The sequence below is a fragment of the Lysinibacillus sp. CTST325 genome (assembly GCF_054665055.1).
The window spans coordinates 232,734-250,010 of sequence record NZ_BAAFHO010000004.1; the positions used below are offsets into that span (position 1 = coordinate 232,734).

The following is a 17,277-nucleotide window of genomic DNA, read 5'->3' on the forward strand; positions in this document are numbered from 1 at the left end:
TTCGTCGCAGAATGCATTAGTAATTGTTTCTGGCTTTTTTAAAACTTACTTCTCTTTCTCTTAAATTCTAACAACGCCGGAAATTTAAATCATTGAAGATGGCCACGTTATTTTCCTAATTGCTTTCTTGTTTAATTTGATCAATTCTCTTTTTGCCCCAATCATACATCATCTCAACGATCGGTAATAACGTCATCCCAAGTTCTGTCATGGAATATTCGACTTTTGGAGGAACTTCTGGAAACACTTCTCGATGAACAATCCCATCTTCCATCAGTTCACGTAATTGGTTTGTTAATATCTTATGAGATATTTTCGGAAAAAGTCTTTGAAGCTCACTGAAGCGATGAGGTCCTTCTACACCTAAATGCCACAAAATAACAACTTTCCATTTCCCACTAATAATTGATAAGGTAAGTTCCTTTTCACAATGGTAATCGTTATTTAATATTCTCTCTTTTATCTCTTCTCTTAATTTATCTGACATAGAGCTAACTCCCTTTTCGTATAAGTAACTTTTAGTAACCTCCGCACCAAAAAGTGCACTCTTCACAATGTATAAAACCATAGTAAAATGAGGATAGTCTTAAAGACAAATTTTAATCTATTTTTTCGTCTAAATAAAATAATCTCAACTAAGGGAGAGAAAAAGCATGCAAACAATCGCAGGAAAAGTGGCGTTAATTACAGGCGCTGGGCGTGGAATCGGACGTGCAACAGCAATAGCTTTTGCACAAGAAGGTATTCACGTAGGTCTTGTTGGGCGTACTCTTGAAAATTTACAACAAGTAGCAGAGGAACTTAAGCAGTATGATGTGAAGGTTGCAATCGCTGTGGCAAATGTGGCGGATTTAGACTCTATTACTACAGCCGTTGAATCTATTCGCGGAGAGCTTGGCGCCATCGACATTTTAGTAAATAATGCCGGCATTTCAAAATTCGGTAGCTTCATGGACTTAACGCCTGAAGAATGGACAAATATTATCGATGTTAACGTAAAAGGTGTATACTACACAACACGCGCTGTATTACCAGAAATGTTAGAGCGCAATACAGGCGACATCATTAATATCTCATCAACAGCTGGTCAAAAAGGTGCACCGATTACAAGCGCATACTCGGCTTCAAAAGCTGCGGTTATCGGACTAAGTGAATCATTAATGCTTGAAGTGCGTAAGAAAAACATTCGCGTTACAACATTAACGCCAAGTACAGTTGCTACAGATATGGCGGTTGAGCTTAACTTAACAGACGGCAATCCAGAAAAAGTGATGCAAGCAGAAGATTTAGCAGATTTAATGGTTGCACAGCTAAAACTTCATCCGCGTGTTGTATTAAAACATGCTGGACTTTGGTCAACTAACCCTTAATAGAATGAGGCGCTATCCGATGTATTTGGAATGGCGCCTTTCTTTTTTAACAATATGCTCTATGAGATCTATACAGCTTATGGCTACTTTCCCTAGGAATTGGATGAGCAAATAATATCTGTAGTTAGAGCTTAAAGTTAACCCCGCTCACCCGCTTCATTTCGAAAACCTACTTACTTTACCATTCTGATTACTACATCATATAAACGTTCTTCTTTATTAATAAATCGAAGTACTTTACTAGCACCTTCTTCCAGCACCCCACTTAAGCCCTAATCCATCATTCATTAAATGTATAGCTTCTTTTTTCGCCTTCAATTTAACAACCATCCCTCAAATGTTCGGGTAGTCAAAAGGGAAAAGTTTAAGTATTGATCTATACCTTCCAACTATTTAAAAAATTTTTTTAACTTTAACTAACTTTTTATTTATGGAAATACGTCTAATAATTAGTAATTCAACCATTTAAATAAAAGGAGAAATCATTATGAAAAAAACAATTAAAAAATCTTGGATGATTGTATCAGCACTAACAATAGGAATGGCTGTCTTCACGCCACATCAAGCTGAGGCAACAACAGCAAAAACAACAAACGAAATAACTGTTAAAGCTGAGCAGCAAATTAAAGGAACGATTAAAAGCGTTTACGGAGATAGCATCACAATTAAAGGGAAAGATGGCAAAAACTATTATATCGACCTTCAAAAATTTTCAGATAAGCAATTAGAAAAAATGAACTTAGTAGAAGGTCAGGAAATCTCTGTAGAAGGTAGCTTAGTACAAGATTATTCAGACTTCTACACGTTTGACGTATATAAAAAAAGCTTACCTAAAGAAATAACAAAAGAAGACCTAGCAAAATTAGAAAAGTTGTTTAATCAAACGAAGAAGTTAGAAAAAGAAGAGAAATATGATGAAGTAGAAAAAGTTAATCTTGAAATGGATAAAATCACAAAGCCGTATATTTTAGCCAGCTGGGTACCTGCAACCTTTGAAGAGTTCATTGAAGCATATGGATTTAGTGAAAAAAATATTGTTATTAAAGAAAAAGATCAAAAACAACTGAAAGATATTTATCAACAGTGGATAAAACTAGAGAAATCTGGTAAAGAGGAAGACGCACAAGTAAAATTTGATGAATTCCAGAAGGTTCTTCAACCTTACTTAGAAGTTCTAAATCCACCGTTAACATTTGAAGAATACATCTCAGATTTGGAATTAGATATTCCGGCTGAAGCCATGCCAAAACTAAAAACTTTATACAATAATGCTAAAAAAGCTGATAAAGATAATAATCATCAATTAGCTGAAAAGCTATGGGGTGAATTCGATGAAATGATTAATCCTTATTTTAAGCCACTTAGCTTTGAAGATTACTTGTCTAACTTTGATTTCGAAATCAAGGCAAATGATCAAAAACAATTAAAAAAGCTTTATGAAGAAGCAACAGCTCTTGATAAAAAAGGTGACTATGAAAAATCTAAGGAAAAATGGGATGCTATCGACAAAATTTTAAATCCATATTTTGAAGCAAATAAAGAAATACTAATCTCAGCTTCTAAAGTAACGATAAACGGTAAAGTTTATAATTCAAAGCATAAATAAATATATTTCGGGGTTATCCCAAAAGTCATTAAACAATGATTTAGGGATTAACCCCTTTCTTGTTTCCTTATAGAACCGCCCTAGACGCTCAATGTGAGTATTCCCTCGCCATAATTCCGTGGTCATTACGAGTCTGTAATTTTGTCAAGTCCCAAATTGTCCCTTTCAACTACCCTTAAAATTCCGAGTTGGTGACAACTTTGCGCTAAGCAAAAAATGGATTACGGTATACACATACTACGATTCTAATGAATAATGGTATCCCCGTAAAAGCCTTGCCGAACGATAAGGAAATACTTCTGAAATGATCCATACAGTTTATGGACACATATTCTAGGATACGGAAGCACAAACGGTATTTGTATTTAGTCAGAGTTTAAAGGAAAATGGGGCTAGCTTATCGCTAACCCCACTCCAACCGCTTCATTTCGAAGACCCTACTTATTTAATCCAACCCAAAATCATTTCTCAACTCGCTGTATTTGCGACTGGCGTTTCACTATCGTCGCAGAATGCATTATGAGTGTTTATTGCTTTATTTTACCCAGCCTAAAATCATTTCTCTTAGCAATTTAGAAGCTGTATTTGCTGTCATTTCGGATGAGTCGTAGATTGGCGCTACTTCAACTAGGTCAAAGCCCACTACATTGACGTTACTTGCTGCAATCGCATGGATTGACGCTAGTAATTCTTTTGATGTAATGCCTCCGCAATCTACTGTTCCTGTACCTGGTGCATGTGCTGGGTCAAGTACATCTATATCAATCGTTACATAAACATTACGTCCTGCTAAAGACGGTAACACTTCTTTTAATGGTTCTAGCACTTCAAATTTCGAGATGTGCATGCCATTTTCCTTCGCCCATTCGAACTCTTCCTTCATACCTGAACGAATACCAAATGAATAAACATTTTTTGGTCCGATATGTTCTGCAATTTTGCGAATTGGCGTTGAGTGAGAAAGTGGCTCCCCTTCATATTCTACACGTAAGTCTGTATGTGCATCGAAGTGGATAATTGCTAAGTCATCATATTTTGCAGATACAGCTTTCATAACAGGCCACGATACTAAATGTTCGCCACCCATACCTACAGGAATCTTGTCATCTGCTAAAAGCTTCTCGATATACTTTTCAATTTCATCTAATGAGCGCTGTGCATTGCCGAATGGTAACGGTATATCACCCGCATCAAAATATTTCACTTCATCTAGCTCACGGTCTAAATATGGGCTATATTCTTCTAGCCCAATAGATACTTCACGAATACGTTGCGGTCCAAAACGTGAGCCCGGACGATAACTAACTGTCCAGTCCATTGGCATACCATAAATGACCGCCTGAGCATCCTCATATGTAGGATGACTTTTTATAAAAACATTACCTGAATAAGCTTCATCAAATCGCATTACTCAACCTCCACTTTATTAGAAATTAATCCTATTAAATTCATTTTCATCACTATAAATTAACTTATCCAAATGGCATACGTTTTAGCAAAATATTATCCAAAACTTTCAGTGATGAACCTTTTTATCATTACTCTATTAAGGACTTACAGGAATGTAATGAAACCTCTATCCTTGTATCCTCGTATACATTATTGGAACGTCTAGCAGAATTCGATTAAAATCAACAATGTGTTATTTTTTTGTCGAACACTAGCATTTCAAACAGTACAAAAAAAGTATAGATGTTTTTGAATAAAGTGCAATAGTTTTTACCAATAATTTCGATTAAATATGAATGTTCAGACACATACTATACGCAAGTGTGAGAAAACGAGGTGAAGTCGGATGCAGAGAAAAAGCTATCAACGTAAACAAAAGCGTGTAAAGCGTACGCGTAAAGCACTTACCCTTTTTATCGCCTTTACATCTGCAATTGTAGTAGCATTTATAGCTTTACGCGTCTATGTTCAAGTGGCTGGTGCCCCACCTTTAACCGTACCTAAAGCCTCTATTTTCTTAGATGAAAATGAGAACCAAATTGGGGATCACTTTACGAATGAACGACGTTATTGGGTTGGGCGTGATGAGATGTCCCCCTATTTAGCAAAAGCAGTAGTTGCTGTTGAGGATAAAGATTATTATAAGCACAGCGGTTTTGATTTTTCTCGTATCGCTGGTGCAGTATTAGTTGATATTAAGGCTGGAGGTAAGGTTCAAGGAGCAAGTACAATTACGCAACAGTATGCTCGAAATCTATATCTTTCACATGAAAAATCATGGACACGAAAATTAAATGAAGCACTGTATGCTTATAGATTAGAAGTTTTTTATGATAAGGATGAAATATTGGAAGGCTACTTAAATACTGTTTACTACGGACATGGTATGTACGGCGTAGAAGCAGCTAGTCGATTTTATTTCGGAAAGTCAGCAAAAGATTTAACATTAGCAGAATCTGCAATGTTAACAGGAATTCCAAAAGGGCCAAGTATTTACTCTCCTATTGTCAATTTAGATAAAGCAACTAATCGCCAACACGTTATTTTAAAACTGATGGCCGATCAAGGTGCTATTACGCAAGATGAAAAAACACGTGCAGAAAGTGAAAAGCTTGTCTTAAAGAATGATAGCTGGGTAGCAGCAAAATCTGTAGCACCATTTTTCCTAGACGTAGCATGGCAAGAAGCTAGTGAAATTTTGAAATCAAAAAATCTCGATATTAGTGAAGGTGGCTGGACTATCCAGACAACTCTTAATCTAGAACACCAAAAGGCAGCAGAAGAAGCTGTAGCCAAACATATGCCTGCTGATGATCTTCAAACTGCTTTTGTTAGTATGAAATCCAAAACAGGCTCCGTTACAGCATTAGTTGGAGGTCGTGACTATGCTGCAAGTTCATTTAACCGAGTTACACAGGCAAAACGTCAGCCAGGCTCAACCATTAAACCTATTTTATATGCGGCAGCTTTAGAGAATGGTTATAACCCTTTAACCTATTTAAATGTAGGTGAGACAACTTTCACTTATGATAAAGGACGGGCCACATATTCACCCAAAAATGTTAACGGTAAATTCGCAAATCATGATATGTCAATGGCCCAAGCTATTGCTATTTCTGATAATATTTACGCTGTGAAAACTTTAGAGGAAATTGGATTTAAAGCATTCCACGAAATGGCTAATCGCTTCAACGTGAATATCGGTACTAAGGACAATTTATCCATCGCGCTTGGAACGACTGAAACAACATTATATGAAATGACGAATGCTTATAATATTTTAGCATCGCAAGGTAAAAAAACTACGCCTACTACTATTGTTTCTATTAAAAATGCTAATGGCGATATCATCTATGAAAATAAAGAAGTTGATAAAGAAGATGAGACTGTTCTATCAAAAGAAGATACGTATATCTTAACAGAAATGATGACGGGTATTTTCGATCCAGTCTTTAGTGATTATTCTCCAGCTACAGGGATTGGCATTCGCTCTCGCATGACGCATACGTATGCAGCCAAATCTGGCTCTACAAATAGCGATCAGTGGCTAATTGGATTTACACCTAGCTTAACTGCTGGCGTGTGGAACGGCTATGACCAAGGAAAAAATCTAACAGCAAGAGAAGATACTGCATCTACAAAGCAAATTTGGATCGACTTTATGGAGGCTGTTAATAAAGGAACAAAGAACGAAGATTTTGCAAAGCCTAAAGGCGTTAAAGGTGCGGTCATCGATATTGAATCAGGTAAGTTAGCAACAGATGCCTGCCCGAAACAACGTCTCGTCTATATGGATGCGAAAGATGTACCAACTGAAAAATGTTCTAACTTCGATATTCTCGATACGAATACGTGGGGAAAATTCTGGAACATGCTTCCATTCTCCATTTTTAAAGATTAACATGCGGAACCTTTCTCAGAGATAGACGTTTTAATTAACGAAGGCTCTCGACAAAGTACAGACATATACGAAAAAGAAAAGCTTTCTCTTCCCCGGAGCCGTGTCCGTGGGAACAGAAAGCTTTTCTTATTTATGGTTCGCGAAGTAGATGAGCATCATGGGGCATTCGGCTTGGGTTTAGGTTGTTCAAATGCCGCATAGCGCTCATCACATTCGCAGAACCAAGTGTCCTAGCTTACTAAAATGTAAGCTCTGCATCAAGTTTACTTTGTTTCAAATCCACTTTCAACCTTATATCGAAAGCGATTGCAAAATGTCACAGATTGTTCAATCATTGTAGGTCTATTAGACAAATAAATCTTGACGCAATTGCTCCTCACTACGTGCCCACAAATCCGGATTAAGCTCTTCTAGGAAAGACGCTAACACCTTTTTAGATGGTGCATCCATATGTTCTACAATAATATGACGCTTCATAGATTTATCCATTTTATTCACATGATCAGCTAAAATTTTAAAGCCACGACGTTTTTCACGATTGACTACCATTTCACACGCCGTTACACCCGCGTAGTAAGGTCCATCCGCTTTATGGTCTATTGTCACCCATACCAACCAATACGATTTCCCACCTTCTGAATCAGCACGATCTGTCGTAAATTTAATACCTCGTTCCACATCACTACGAGCATGCATAGCACCAATCTCAACTGATGCCGTCCCCTCTTCTATATCGATAATGACTGGCGATACGTTTTCAAGCGAAAGCGAACCGATACCAAATCCCTTATGTCCGTCTGTTGGGTCATTTTTAATAATCGTAAAGCCCATTTTTTGTTTTGCTTTTTCTTCATTTGCCATACTTTAACTACCTCCGTTCTGCTATTATAAAAGTAAAGCATAGTTAAGCGCATTAGCACCGTAATGAACACGACACTGGCATTGCGCATATGCCTATATACAAGTAAGAAGTTTATACTTTCTTATCAATTTCGCCTTGGCGTAATTGCGTCTGGATTTTGAATTGTGCACGCACAATTCATTCCTTTCAAAATCCATGACATCCCGCCGGAGGCTTTATCTTCATTCAGTTGATGTTTGGGCACCCACTGAAAAGGAATCACGCTTGCATTCATCTTACCACCTTAAGAGGTTGAAGTCTTCTACTGAATGGAGATAAACTTACTATACAACATTATTCAATAAAGGAGGCAATATTATGCCATACGTAACAGTGAAAATGCTTGAAGGTCGTACAGAAGAACAAAAACGCGCACTAGTAAAAGAAGTAACAGAAGCCGTTTCTCGTACAGTTAATGCGCCACCAGAAAATGTAACAGTCTTCATCGAAGAAATGTCTAAAAACCATTACGGTGTTGCAGGCGTGCGCTTCAGCGATAAATAAAGAGTAGATTGGCACGGGTAGAGCACATAAAGCTCTACCCATTTTTAACGTATGGGTATCGGTGTTTTTCAGTTTTAGCGGCGGTACTTGACTTTTTAGCGGCGATTCTCACGGTTTTAGCGGCGGTACATGGCCTTCTACCAGTGATTCCCACGGTTTTAGCAGCAGAACAGGATCTGTTGTACCGGCAACTCGTAATTTCAATACTAGGATGTGATTTATGAAATGAATAAATTTAAACTATCACTACTTATTTGTATGCTCATCGTTGGCCTCTTACTTATTTTTATTAATCCCATTCAAAATGCAATTATCGCTCATTTGAGTAAACAACTAAATACAACTGATTACAGTGTAGACGATATTGAAAAAAACAATAATGCGGATGCCGATTTTGAATTTGAAGCAGTGCAATCTCTATCCATTGCTGAAGTTTTAAAAGCTCAAACAACCGCAAATAAAATGCCTGTCATTGGTAGTATCGCTGTTCCTAGTGTTGGTATGAAACTTCCTATCGTCAAAGGAGTTGGTAATGCCTCTCTTGCCGTTGGAGCAGGCACTATGAAGCCTAATCAAAAACTCGGGCAAGGAAACTACGCATTAGCAGGTCATTACTTTGAGGAAAAAGATATTTTATTTAGCCCCTTATACAAAGCGAACATCGGAGATACGATTTATTTAACGGATTTAACGAATATTTACGAGTACAAAATAACGATCAAGGAAATCATCGCTGCAACGGATGTTTATGTTATTAATGACACCCCTGATAAAACTATTTTAACCCTCGTGACATGCGCTGATAGGGGTACGAAACGACTTGCCGTACAAGCAGATTTTGTCGAGCAATATCCATTCGACCAAGCACCTGCAAAACTATCAGAAACTTTTTAGTATAAGAAAAGCCCCAAGATTTTATCATCTTGGGGCTTTCTTATTGAAAATTATTTCACTTCTGCATTGCGACGACGCAATAAGAATAATGCGCCTAGAACGAGAGCCACACCAATTAGTGTAAGAGCTGTTTGGTTTGCCCCATTTGTTTGTGGCAGTTTACCTTGCGCCCTTAACTGCGCTTCCATTTCTTTAGCATCTGCTTTGATTTTGTCAATATCAAGAGATTTTGCTACTTCTTCCTGTTCCTCTTTAGATAACTTGTTGTATTTATCGAGGAAATCCTTATATGCATCTAAAGTGTCTTTATTTGCTGTAGAAGGATTGTATGGCTTTAAGTCTTTCCCTTGGTCAATGACTTCTTGTACAGATGGTTTTCCAGGTTTAGGTGTTTCAGGTTTTCCAGGATTTGTTGGATTTTTCGAATCTGTTGTTGGGTTACCTGGATTTTCTGGATCAACTGGTTTCTCCGGATCTGGATTTGGTTTGTTTGGATCAACCGGTTTCTCTGGTTCTGGATTTGGTTTGTTTGGATCAACTGGTTTCTCTGGTTCTGGATTTGGTTTGTTTGGATCAACCGGTTTCTCTGGTTCTGGTTTTGGTTTGTTTGGATCAACTGGTTTCTCCGGTTCTGGTTTTGGCTTGTTTGGATCAACTGGTTTCTCCGGTTCTGGTTTTGGCTTTTCTGGATCAGGAGTCCAGCCACCGCCACCTCCACCGCCTCCACTTGTTGATGAAGGTTTTACTGATGCAGAACATTTATCTTTTACAGTAAATGATCCAATTAATCTACTTCCCTCATATACATAGTACGTACCTTGTTTAATGGCTTTGTTTGGTAATATAACCGTTCCGGCAATACTAGTTGTAAGAACTTCATTGTCGTCTACACCTTTAACGATATTACCTTTAGCATCTTTTATTGTTATCATTGCATTCGCATTAGGCGTACCAAATTCAGTTAGTACTGTCAATGTAAATGCAGGACAAGCAGGTGCTGCTGATACTTCTGTATTACAACTTTCTGAGTATTTAACAGTTATGTTACCGATGAATAGATCACCTTGATACACACTATAGTCACCTGAAGGAATTTCTTTAGGGTCAATAGTAATTTGACCTGATTCATTTGTTGTTTTGTTTGTGGCAATAATTGCACCTGTTGTTACATCTTTGATTGTGATATTGCTAACTTCAGAGAGCGGATTGCCATTTTCATCCTTCACCGTTAATGTAAATAGGTCACATTTTGGTGCTGGTTGAACTGTTTTTTCACATTCGATATTTGTTTGGAAGGTACCAATTTTTTCACCATCAACTTCAACTGTATAAGTATCTGGTTCTAAATTCGTTAATTCAATAACGCCTGTCTTAGTTGTCGTATTAATAATTTCTTTACCGGCAGCATCTTTAACAACGATTTTTGTAGTATTATCAGTAATTTTATTACCATCAACATCTTTTACAGTTAATTTGAACTCTTCACATTTTGGTAATTGTTTAACGATAAATTCATGCCCACAGTCTTTTGTATACGTTAAATTTACTGTTCCTAAGAATTGTTTACCTTCGTACACCAAATACTCACCTGGCTTCACGCCATTTTTAGGATTATTTTTGTTTGATTCAAAAATAAACTTTCCTGATGCGTCAGTTGATGCTTTTACTTCTGTAGTACCTGATTTTAATGTTAACTCTTTAATATTTGTACGGATATTTCCTTCTGAATCTTCAACCACGATAGTGAAGTTATCGCATTTAGGTGCTGGTTGAATATTAACACTACACTTGTCACTGTACTCAACTGTAATCGTTTTTGTCACACCATCATAAACAACATCGTACTGACCTGCTTTAACTTGGTCTGGAGTAAAAGTAGCTTTACCGTTTTTTACGATATGCTCTTCTGATAAACCCGTCGCTTTACTTACTAATGTTACTGTTCCATCTTTAACTAATTTACCGTCAATATCATATACCGTTAATTCAAATTCTGTACACGCTAAACCACTTAATGGTTTGTTTTCAATTTCAATCACTTGGAAACCTGCATACTTACCTGATGTTTCGATTTTATTAGCATCAAGTTCAAATGTTTTTGTTAATGGTTCATAACCTGGCTGCGTTTCTTCAATTACTTTATATTTCTTACCAGCAGTACTTGGTGCTAATTTTAAACCGTAGTTTAAATAGCCCTCTGCATCAGTTGTTTTTGAGGCTAACACTGTGTTACCTGTGTATGGTCCTTGTAAGTCAAACTTAACGTTTTCCATTGGTAAACCTGTTGCTGCATCTGTTTTAATAATGACGAATGGTACTTTACCAACTTTACCACCACCATCATAAGTGAAGTTTGCTTTATTAAACACATCAGTGCCTTGATTACCCTCTTTACTAGTATAAGCAACATTTACTGTGTTGTTTAAATTCTCACCTGATGCTCCCATAAATACTGTAGAGTACGTAACATAATAGGCTTTATCACCATCAGGTAATTTTAATGTAAATGTACCTTTTTCAATATCAACATTTAAATTAGCATCTGATAAAGTAATTTTTTGACCACGAGTTGGTGTTGAATTAGTCCCTTTAAAATTCATTTCATATACTTCAAATGAATCTTTTAAAATTAATTGGTTGGGATTACCTTCGCTGTCTTTACCTATAGTGTCAGTAATAACGATGTTATTTAACTGTGACTGCGCATAGTTAAACTTAAAATTCCAGTTAACTTGCGGAGAAGTACCTACTTGATTTCCTGTTTTATCTAAGATTTTCTTAGTATGAGCAACCGGTACATCTTTCTTCCATTCTGCGTTTGGTGTCGTACTTGTTGTCCCTTCATACAATGCTGCTTTATTACTAATAACAATGTCTGAACCATGTGGGAATACACCATCAGCGTCTACTGATGTATACGTCACCTTATAAGGTCCTTTAATCGGTCCTAATACAAGTACTATTTCATGATCGTTACCTGAAGTATTAGGGATATTTTTTGTTGAGCCTGGTACAAATTGTCCTGCCGCATTTAATGTGCCTTCAGTTACTGTAATACCAGTCACTTTTTGAGAAGGATCTAGTGTATCTTTAAATACCGCTTCCTTGAACTCATTGTAGTTAAAGTTTAGCTCAACATCCCAATGGAATGTTTTTGTTTCGTAGTCGTAATAACCATCTTTTTTACCATTTGATTTTTGTTCATCTTTAATTGTTTGCGTTGCTGTATCAGACGACTCCTCTGTAAATACCCCAGTGTCTTTCAATTTCACAGTATTAGTGTAAGTACGAGTATTTGTACCAGCATCTTTAATTTCATAGTCTGTTGTATACTTAATTTCAATTACACCACTAACATCTTTATTCAATTCAAGAATAAATCCTGTTTCTTTACCATCAACTACTGTTGTATTTAAAGTGAATTCTGTAAAATCAGCACCATCAACAGTGACTGTTAAACCATCTTTTAACGTTAGTAACGAACCATCATACGTATCTTCAAATGTTGTACCTGATTTCAACGCATATTTCGCTTGGTTCGCCACGATCTTCCATGACATTGTTTTGTTATGATAGTCAACGCCCACAGGAGATTTGACTAATACTAGAGCTTTCTTTTGATAAGTAGAATATGCAATATTTTTTAGACCTGTGTAATCAGTAATATCCGCACGAATAACTGTATTTGTTACTGTTAAGTTCTTTGTTGGATATACACCGTCGGAAGGCTTTGTTTTATATTTAATAACATATGCTCCTGTTACATCGCTATTAAATGACAATATGAAACCATTTGTTCCATTAGGAGTTAATTTATAACCTCCAGTAACACGAGTGCCATTTTCTTCATAAACCTCTACATCTCCAGCTAAGATTTGAGTATCGTCCCATGTATCAGTTAATACTGCTTGGGCTGCTGGAATATTACGTTTATTAAAGTTGTATTTAATTGTCCATTCTGTTGTTAAATCAGCAATATTAGGACCTGAACTTGACTTTTCTAAAGGTGTACCGAAATTAACAGGTACATTTATTGTTGCTGTTGGTGTTCCATTATAATTAGCGACGTTACCAAATTCCGAACGATTAACATTACCTGGGTCACCAATTTTTGTTGTGTAAGTAATACGGTAACCTGTATGCTCTTTATTAGGTAAGTCAATTGACATTGTATTACCACTAATTGTTGTCGTTGGTGCTGGTGTTAATTCGTTACCTTCTGTTATAGCCCCTGTTGGAGAAATGCTCAATTCTGTTATAGTTGGGCTACCTTCGAAACTATGTTGACCTGTTAACGTGTCAGTAAATGTTGTATTACCAGTGCTTGTATCAACATTTAAGTTTGTATTGACATCTACTACCCATTTAATAAATTCACTGTTTTGACCATCACGGTCTGCTGTACCTAATTTAGTAATTGTTTGACCGCTATTAGCTGGTTTGAAATTCAGTTCAATTGTCTGGAATCCTGGCACTTCGATATTCTGTAACCAATCATTACCTACAGATTGTAGTTTACCTTTAATAGTGAAATAAACATCTTCTACTATTGTACCCGCATTAACTTCATCACGAATTTTATCCGTGAATGTAAGTGTAGCAGTTTGCCCTGAAACTACTACGTTACCAATTAAAACACCTTGATAATATAAAGGTGTGTCTCCACTTAGACCTGCAAATTGACTCGGCAATGTATAAGTTAAAGTAGAGCCTGCACTATATTGGTGACCTGGGACTAAACCTAAATCCACTCTAAATTCTACGAAATCTCCAACTTTGCCTTGTGCCGATGTTCCTGAAACTTCTGCCCCATTAATTTTTAAAGTGATTGTCTCTTTAAAATTAGGGTCTTCTCTATCAACAGGTAAACCCGGTGTTGTTTGTTCATTCGATAGCTGTGGTGATTCACCTTCTACTGGTATTTCAGCATCGGCCCCTTCTCCCTTAAGGTCATCTGTGCTTGGATTTTTATCTTCTGTACTTGGATTTTTATCATCCTCACTCGGATTTTTATCGTCTGCACTTGGATTTTTATTCTCCTCACTCGGATTTTTACCGTCTGCACTTGGATCTTTATCTTCTGTGCTACCTTCTTCTTTTGTGATACTAGTATTATCACTAGGTTTTCCGCTATCTGTTTCAATTTCTTGGTTATGATCCACTTGTTGCTCTATCTCTGACGGTGTTGAAGAAGTGTCTTCAATCGCAAACACTGATATCGGTGATAGCACTGTTTGGAATACTAGTAGCATTAAGATCATTGCTATGTTTAGTTTTTTTAATTTCCTCATGTTTCTCTCCTTTTCTAAGATCAGAGGGATACCTGTTGGTGTTTGGCTGACGACGTTGCATCCTTTCTGCATGTTGCCAAAGTATGCCACAAACAATCGGTTGGTCTCTCTTTCCTTCTATCCAGATGTCGTCATACATTCTATTAAGTACTCACGAGTAGGTATTCATGATGACTTATGTATGTTCGATGTACAATTCGAATGTATATATAGTACTTTTGTGACACCTTCAATAATAGGCCTCACCCCCTCTTAGGGTTTTAGGCTCATTATAAAAGATAATACTAAACATTTTCTAAACAATCACGGACTTTCTATTTAAAAAATTCTAAAAAAATCTATAATTTTTCCACTATTTTCATCTTTATACACGACAAAAAAACAGTGAAAATAACTCAATTAGAGTACTTTCACTGTTTTTCACTATTTGTATGTTGGAATACTATTTAATTTAATTATTTTGTATACATATTTTTATACATAAAAAAATTTTTTTAATTTTTCCCTTTTCCTTGTAATAAGGCTAATATTTGCTTCTTACTATCGGAATGGGTACTGTTGTCTTCTAAGAAATCTAGTGGGAAATAGACTTTATGATCTCGCTTCATGCGGCCAGAAATAGAATCAACAATAATAGATTCACGCGATAGTTCTCTTAGCTCTCCATTTTTCATTTCTAAGAAAATAGGAACACGCACTTCTTCCTCTCCAGGTCGATAAAAGTCATAAGGTAAATCTGCCGTCGTATCGTGGACAAGGTAATATTCTGGATTTAAATCAGCTTGCTTGAAGAGTTCTTGGAGTTTTTGATATTTATCTAGCTCTACACCTGGGTCTAAATCGATGTATTGAAATAACTTTCGATTAACAAAACGGCGGCTTAAGTCACTTAATATAGCATCTTCCTCTTGCATCCAAAGCTGAAAATATGTAAAAAGAATACTTTCATCTAATGCAAGATAGTCCTCAAGGGTAATTGAGTTGCGGAAAAACGCTAAAAAGTGTGTAGGCTCGTGTTTAAATATGTAGCCTTCCAAGTTTAGTTGTTTAGCACGTTTTAAAATATTATTTAAAACAACCTCTGCGCTGCGAGATACTGGGTGGAAATAAATTTGTAAGTACATTTGATAGCGGCTCATTATATAATCCTCTACCGCATGCATGCCCGTCGTCTTAATAACGACCTGATTTTTTCGTGGACGCATCACTCTTAAAATACGTTCCATATCAAAATGACCATAACTTACGCCAGTGAAATAAGCATCACGCTGTAAGTAATCCATACGATCTGCGTCTATTTGGCTCGATATTAAACTGACGACCTGCTTATTCGGATATGTTTTTTCAATTACTTGTGATACTTTCTCCGGAAAATCAGCCGATACTTTTTTTAATACTGCATTCACTTCTGTATCGCCAAGCAAAATTTGTCTTGTATAAAATTCATGATCAAGCTCAAAGACATTTTCAAAAGCGTGTGAAAATGGCCCATGCCCTAAATCGTGTAATAGGGCTGCACAAAGCACAAGCAATCGTTCATCCTCATCCCATTCAGGTCGACCTGCAAATATATCATCTACTATGCGGCGTACAATTTCGTAAACGCCAAGCGAGTGACTAAAGCGGCTATGCTCCGCTCCATGGAATACTAAAAACGTTGTACCGAGCTGGCGAATTCGCCGTAATCGCTGAAATTCTTTCGTGCCAACTAGATCCCAAATCGCTTGATCCCGTACATGCACATAGCGATGCACTGGATCCTTGAATACTTTTTCCTCTTGTAATTTAGCTTTTGCATAATGTGTCAATTGTACAGCACCCCCGTTTCCTATTTGTTCTATTATATGCGATAAATATAGGACTAGCATACATATTTACTTTTAATTATAGAGACTATCAACCTAACTCGCTGTATTCTCGTCTTAATTTAGGATTCTATTGACCTAATTTCCATGCTCACCACCATAACGTGGGGTTGATTTCCGTTCCAACTGGGCGCTTTCTTGAGGGTCTATCCGTCGCTCTGACTCTTCTTTCCGTCACTCTGATGATTTTATCCGTCGCTTCGATGATTCTTTCCGTCACTTTGATGGCCTTCCGTCGCTTTGACCCTTCTTTCCGTCACTCTGATGATTTTATCCGTCGTTTCGACTCTTCTTTCCGTCACTTTGATGGCCTTCCGTCGCTTTGATGATTCTATCCGTCGGTCCGGCTCTTCTTTCCGTCGCTTCAATGATTCTTTCCGTCGCTTTGGTTCTTCCTTCCGTCACCACAGAGTCTTTCCGTCGCTCTGACCCTTCTTTCCGTCACTTCGATGATTTTATCCGTCGTTTCGACTCTTCTTTCCGTCACTTTGATTGCCTTCCATCGCTCTGACTCTTCTTTCCGTCACTCTGATGATTTTATCCGTCGCTTTGACTCTTCTTTCCGTCACTTCAATGATTCTATTCGTCGCTATATTAAAAATGCAGAAAAAAACAAAAAACTATCTCCAACTAGACTAGTGAAGATAGCGTTTTGTTTTACTTATTTTTTTAACTTTGCTAAAACCTTTTCCATTAGTTCTTCTTCCGTTAATGCAGCAACAGGACGGCTATTTACAAATGTAAATGTTTTTTTACGTCCTGGGCCACAATAAGAATGACAGCCAATTTCGATGGTTGCATCAGGATCGATTTCCTTTAATTTTGGAATTAACGTTTTTAAGTTAACGGCCTGACATTCATCGCAAACTTTAAATTCGTTTGCCATTTTGTCAACAACCCTTTCTATATAGTATTTTTTTCAATCAAAAGTCGCTTCTATTGAACGTATGACTTTCACATAGTTAAGTATGTAGCATACGTACAAACCTACATCGG

At 37.0% G+C, this 17,277-nt stretch carries 13 protein-coding genes; 7 read left to right on the forward strand and 6 right to left on the reverse strand.

Annotated features, from left to right (window positions below):
- Positions 1 to 115 precede the first annotated feature (115 nt).
- On the reverse strand, positions 116 to 487 hold the full coding sequence (locus ACYQ73_RS12715) for a winged helix-turn-helix transcriptional regulator (RefSeq protein WP_460012824.1): 372 nt from the start codon (positions 485 to 487) through the stop codon (positions 116 to 118).
- A 166-nt stretch (positions 488 to 653) separates the two neighbouring features.
- Here ACYQ73_RS12715 and ACYQ73_RS12720 point away from each other — a divergent pair, with 166 nt between their 5' ends.
- Together ACYQ73_RS12720 and ACYQ73_RS12725 are read left to right on the forward strand one after the other, a co-directional pair.
- Positions 654 to 1,370, forward strand: a complete 717-nt coding sequence (locus tag ACYQ73_RS12720; protein WP_268636047.1) for a 3-ketoacyl-ACP reductase — start codon at positions 654 to 656, stop codon at positions 1,368 to 1,370.
- Between the two features lie 487 nt (positions 1,371 to 1,857).
- Positions 1,858 to 2,976 (forward strand): hypothetical protein, encoded by a 1,119-nt coding sequence (locus ACYQ73_RS12725; protein ID WP_460012825.1) that lies wholly within the window; start codon positions 1,858 to 1,860, stop codon positions 2,974 to 2,976.
- A gap of 535 nt (positions 2,977 to 3,511) precedes the next feature.
- Here the strand turns inward: ACYQ73_RS12725 and speB are convergent.
- Entirely contained in the window at positions 3,512 to 4,384 is an 873-nt protein-coding gene (gene speB / locus ACYQ73_RS12730) for an agmatinase (RefSeq protein ID WP_460012826.1), read from the reverse strand.
- A 387-nt stretch (positions 4,385 to 4,771) separates the two neighbouring features.
- Between speB and ACYQ73_RS12735 the strand changes: the two genes are divergently transcribed.
- Positions 4,772 to 6,826 (forward strand): transglycosylase domain-containing protein, encoded by a 2,055-nt coding sequence (locus ACYQ73_RS12735; RefSeq protein ID WP_460012827.1) that lies wholly within the window; start codon positions 4,772 to 4,774, stop codon positions 6,824 to 6,826.
- A 345-nt stretch (positions 6,827 to 7,171) separates the two neighbouring features.
- Here the strand turns inward: ACYQ73_RS12735 and ACYQ73_RS12740 are convergent, their stop codons facing one another.
- Positions 7,172 to 7,687: a YwhD family protein gene (locus ACYQ73_RS12740; protein ID WP_460012828.1), complete on the reverse strand. Its 516-nt coding sequence runs from the start codon at positions 7,685 to 7,687 to the stop codon at positions 7,172 to 7,174.
- 358 nt (positions 7,688 to 8,045) lie between these two features.
- Between ACYQ73_RS12740 and ACYQ73_RS12745 the strand changes: the two genes are divergently transcribed.
- Together ACYQ73_RS12745 and ACYQ73_RS12750 are read left to right on the forward strand one after the other, a co-directional pair.
- Positions 8,046 to 8,231 (forward strand): 2-hydroxymuconate tautomerase, encoded by a 186-nt coding sequence (locus ACYQ73_RS12745; RefSeq protein ID WP_053484500.1) that lies wholly within the window; start codon positions 8,046 to 8,048, stop codon positions 8,229 to 8,231.
- 225 nt (positions 8,232 to 8,456) lie between these two features.
- Complete coding sequence (locus tag ACYQ73_RS12750) at positions 8,457 to 9,125, forward strand: class A sortase (RefSeq protein ID WP_460012829.1); 669 nt, start codon at positions 8,457 to 8,459, stop codon at positions 9,123 to 9,125.
- A gap of 50 nt (positions 9,126 to 9,175) precedes the next feature.
- Here the strand turns inward: ACYQ73_RS12750 and ACYQ73_RS12755 are convergent, their stop codons facing one another.
- Complete coding sequence (locus tag ACYQ73_RS12755) at positions 9,176 to 14,416, reverse strand: collagen binding domain-containing protein (RefSeq protein WP_460012830.1); 5,241 nt, start codon at positions 14,414 to 14,416, stop codon at positions 9,176 to 9,178.
- A 494-nt stretch (positions 14,417 to 14,910) separates the two neighbouring features.
- A complete protein-coding gene (locus tag ACYQ73_RS12760) occupies positions 14,911 to 16,284 on the reverse strand; it encodes an HD domain-containing protein (protein ID WP_460012831.1) in 1,374 nt (457 codons plus the stop codon).
- Positions 16,285 to 16,385: 101 nt separating this feature from the next.
- Here ACYQ73_RS12760 and ACYQ73_RS12765 point away from each other — a divergent pair, with 101 nt between their 5' ends.
- Both ACYQ73_RS12765 and ACYQ73_RS12770 read left to right on the forward strand, forming a co-directional pair.
- Complete coding sequence (locus ACYQ73_RS12765) at positions 16,386 to 16,607, forward strand: hypothetical protein (RefSeq protein WP_460012832.1); 222 nt, start codon at positions 16,386 to 16,388, stop codon at positions 16,605 to 16,607.
- Entirely contained in the window at positions 16,604 to 16,792 is a 189-nt protein-coding gene (locus ACYQ73_RS12770) for a hypothetical protein (protein ID WP_460012833.1), read from the forward strand. Before ACYQ73_RS12765 ends, ACYQ73_RS12770 begins: the two co-directional genes overlap by 4 nt.
- Positions 16,793 to 16,942: 150 nt before the next feature.
- Here the strand turns inward: ACYQ73_RS12770 and ACYQ73_RS12775 are convergent, their stop codons facing one another.
- Positions 16,943 to 17,167, reverse strand: coding sequence for a YuzB family protein (locus tag ACYQ73_RS12775; RefSeq protein ID WP_049667962.1), 225 nt, complete (start codon positions 17,165 to 17,167; stop codon positions 16,943 to 16,945).
- Between the last annotated feature and the right edge of the window lie 110 nt (positions 17,168 to 17,277).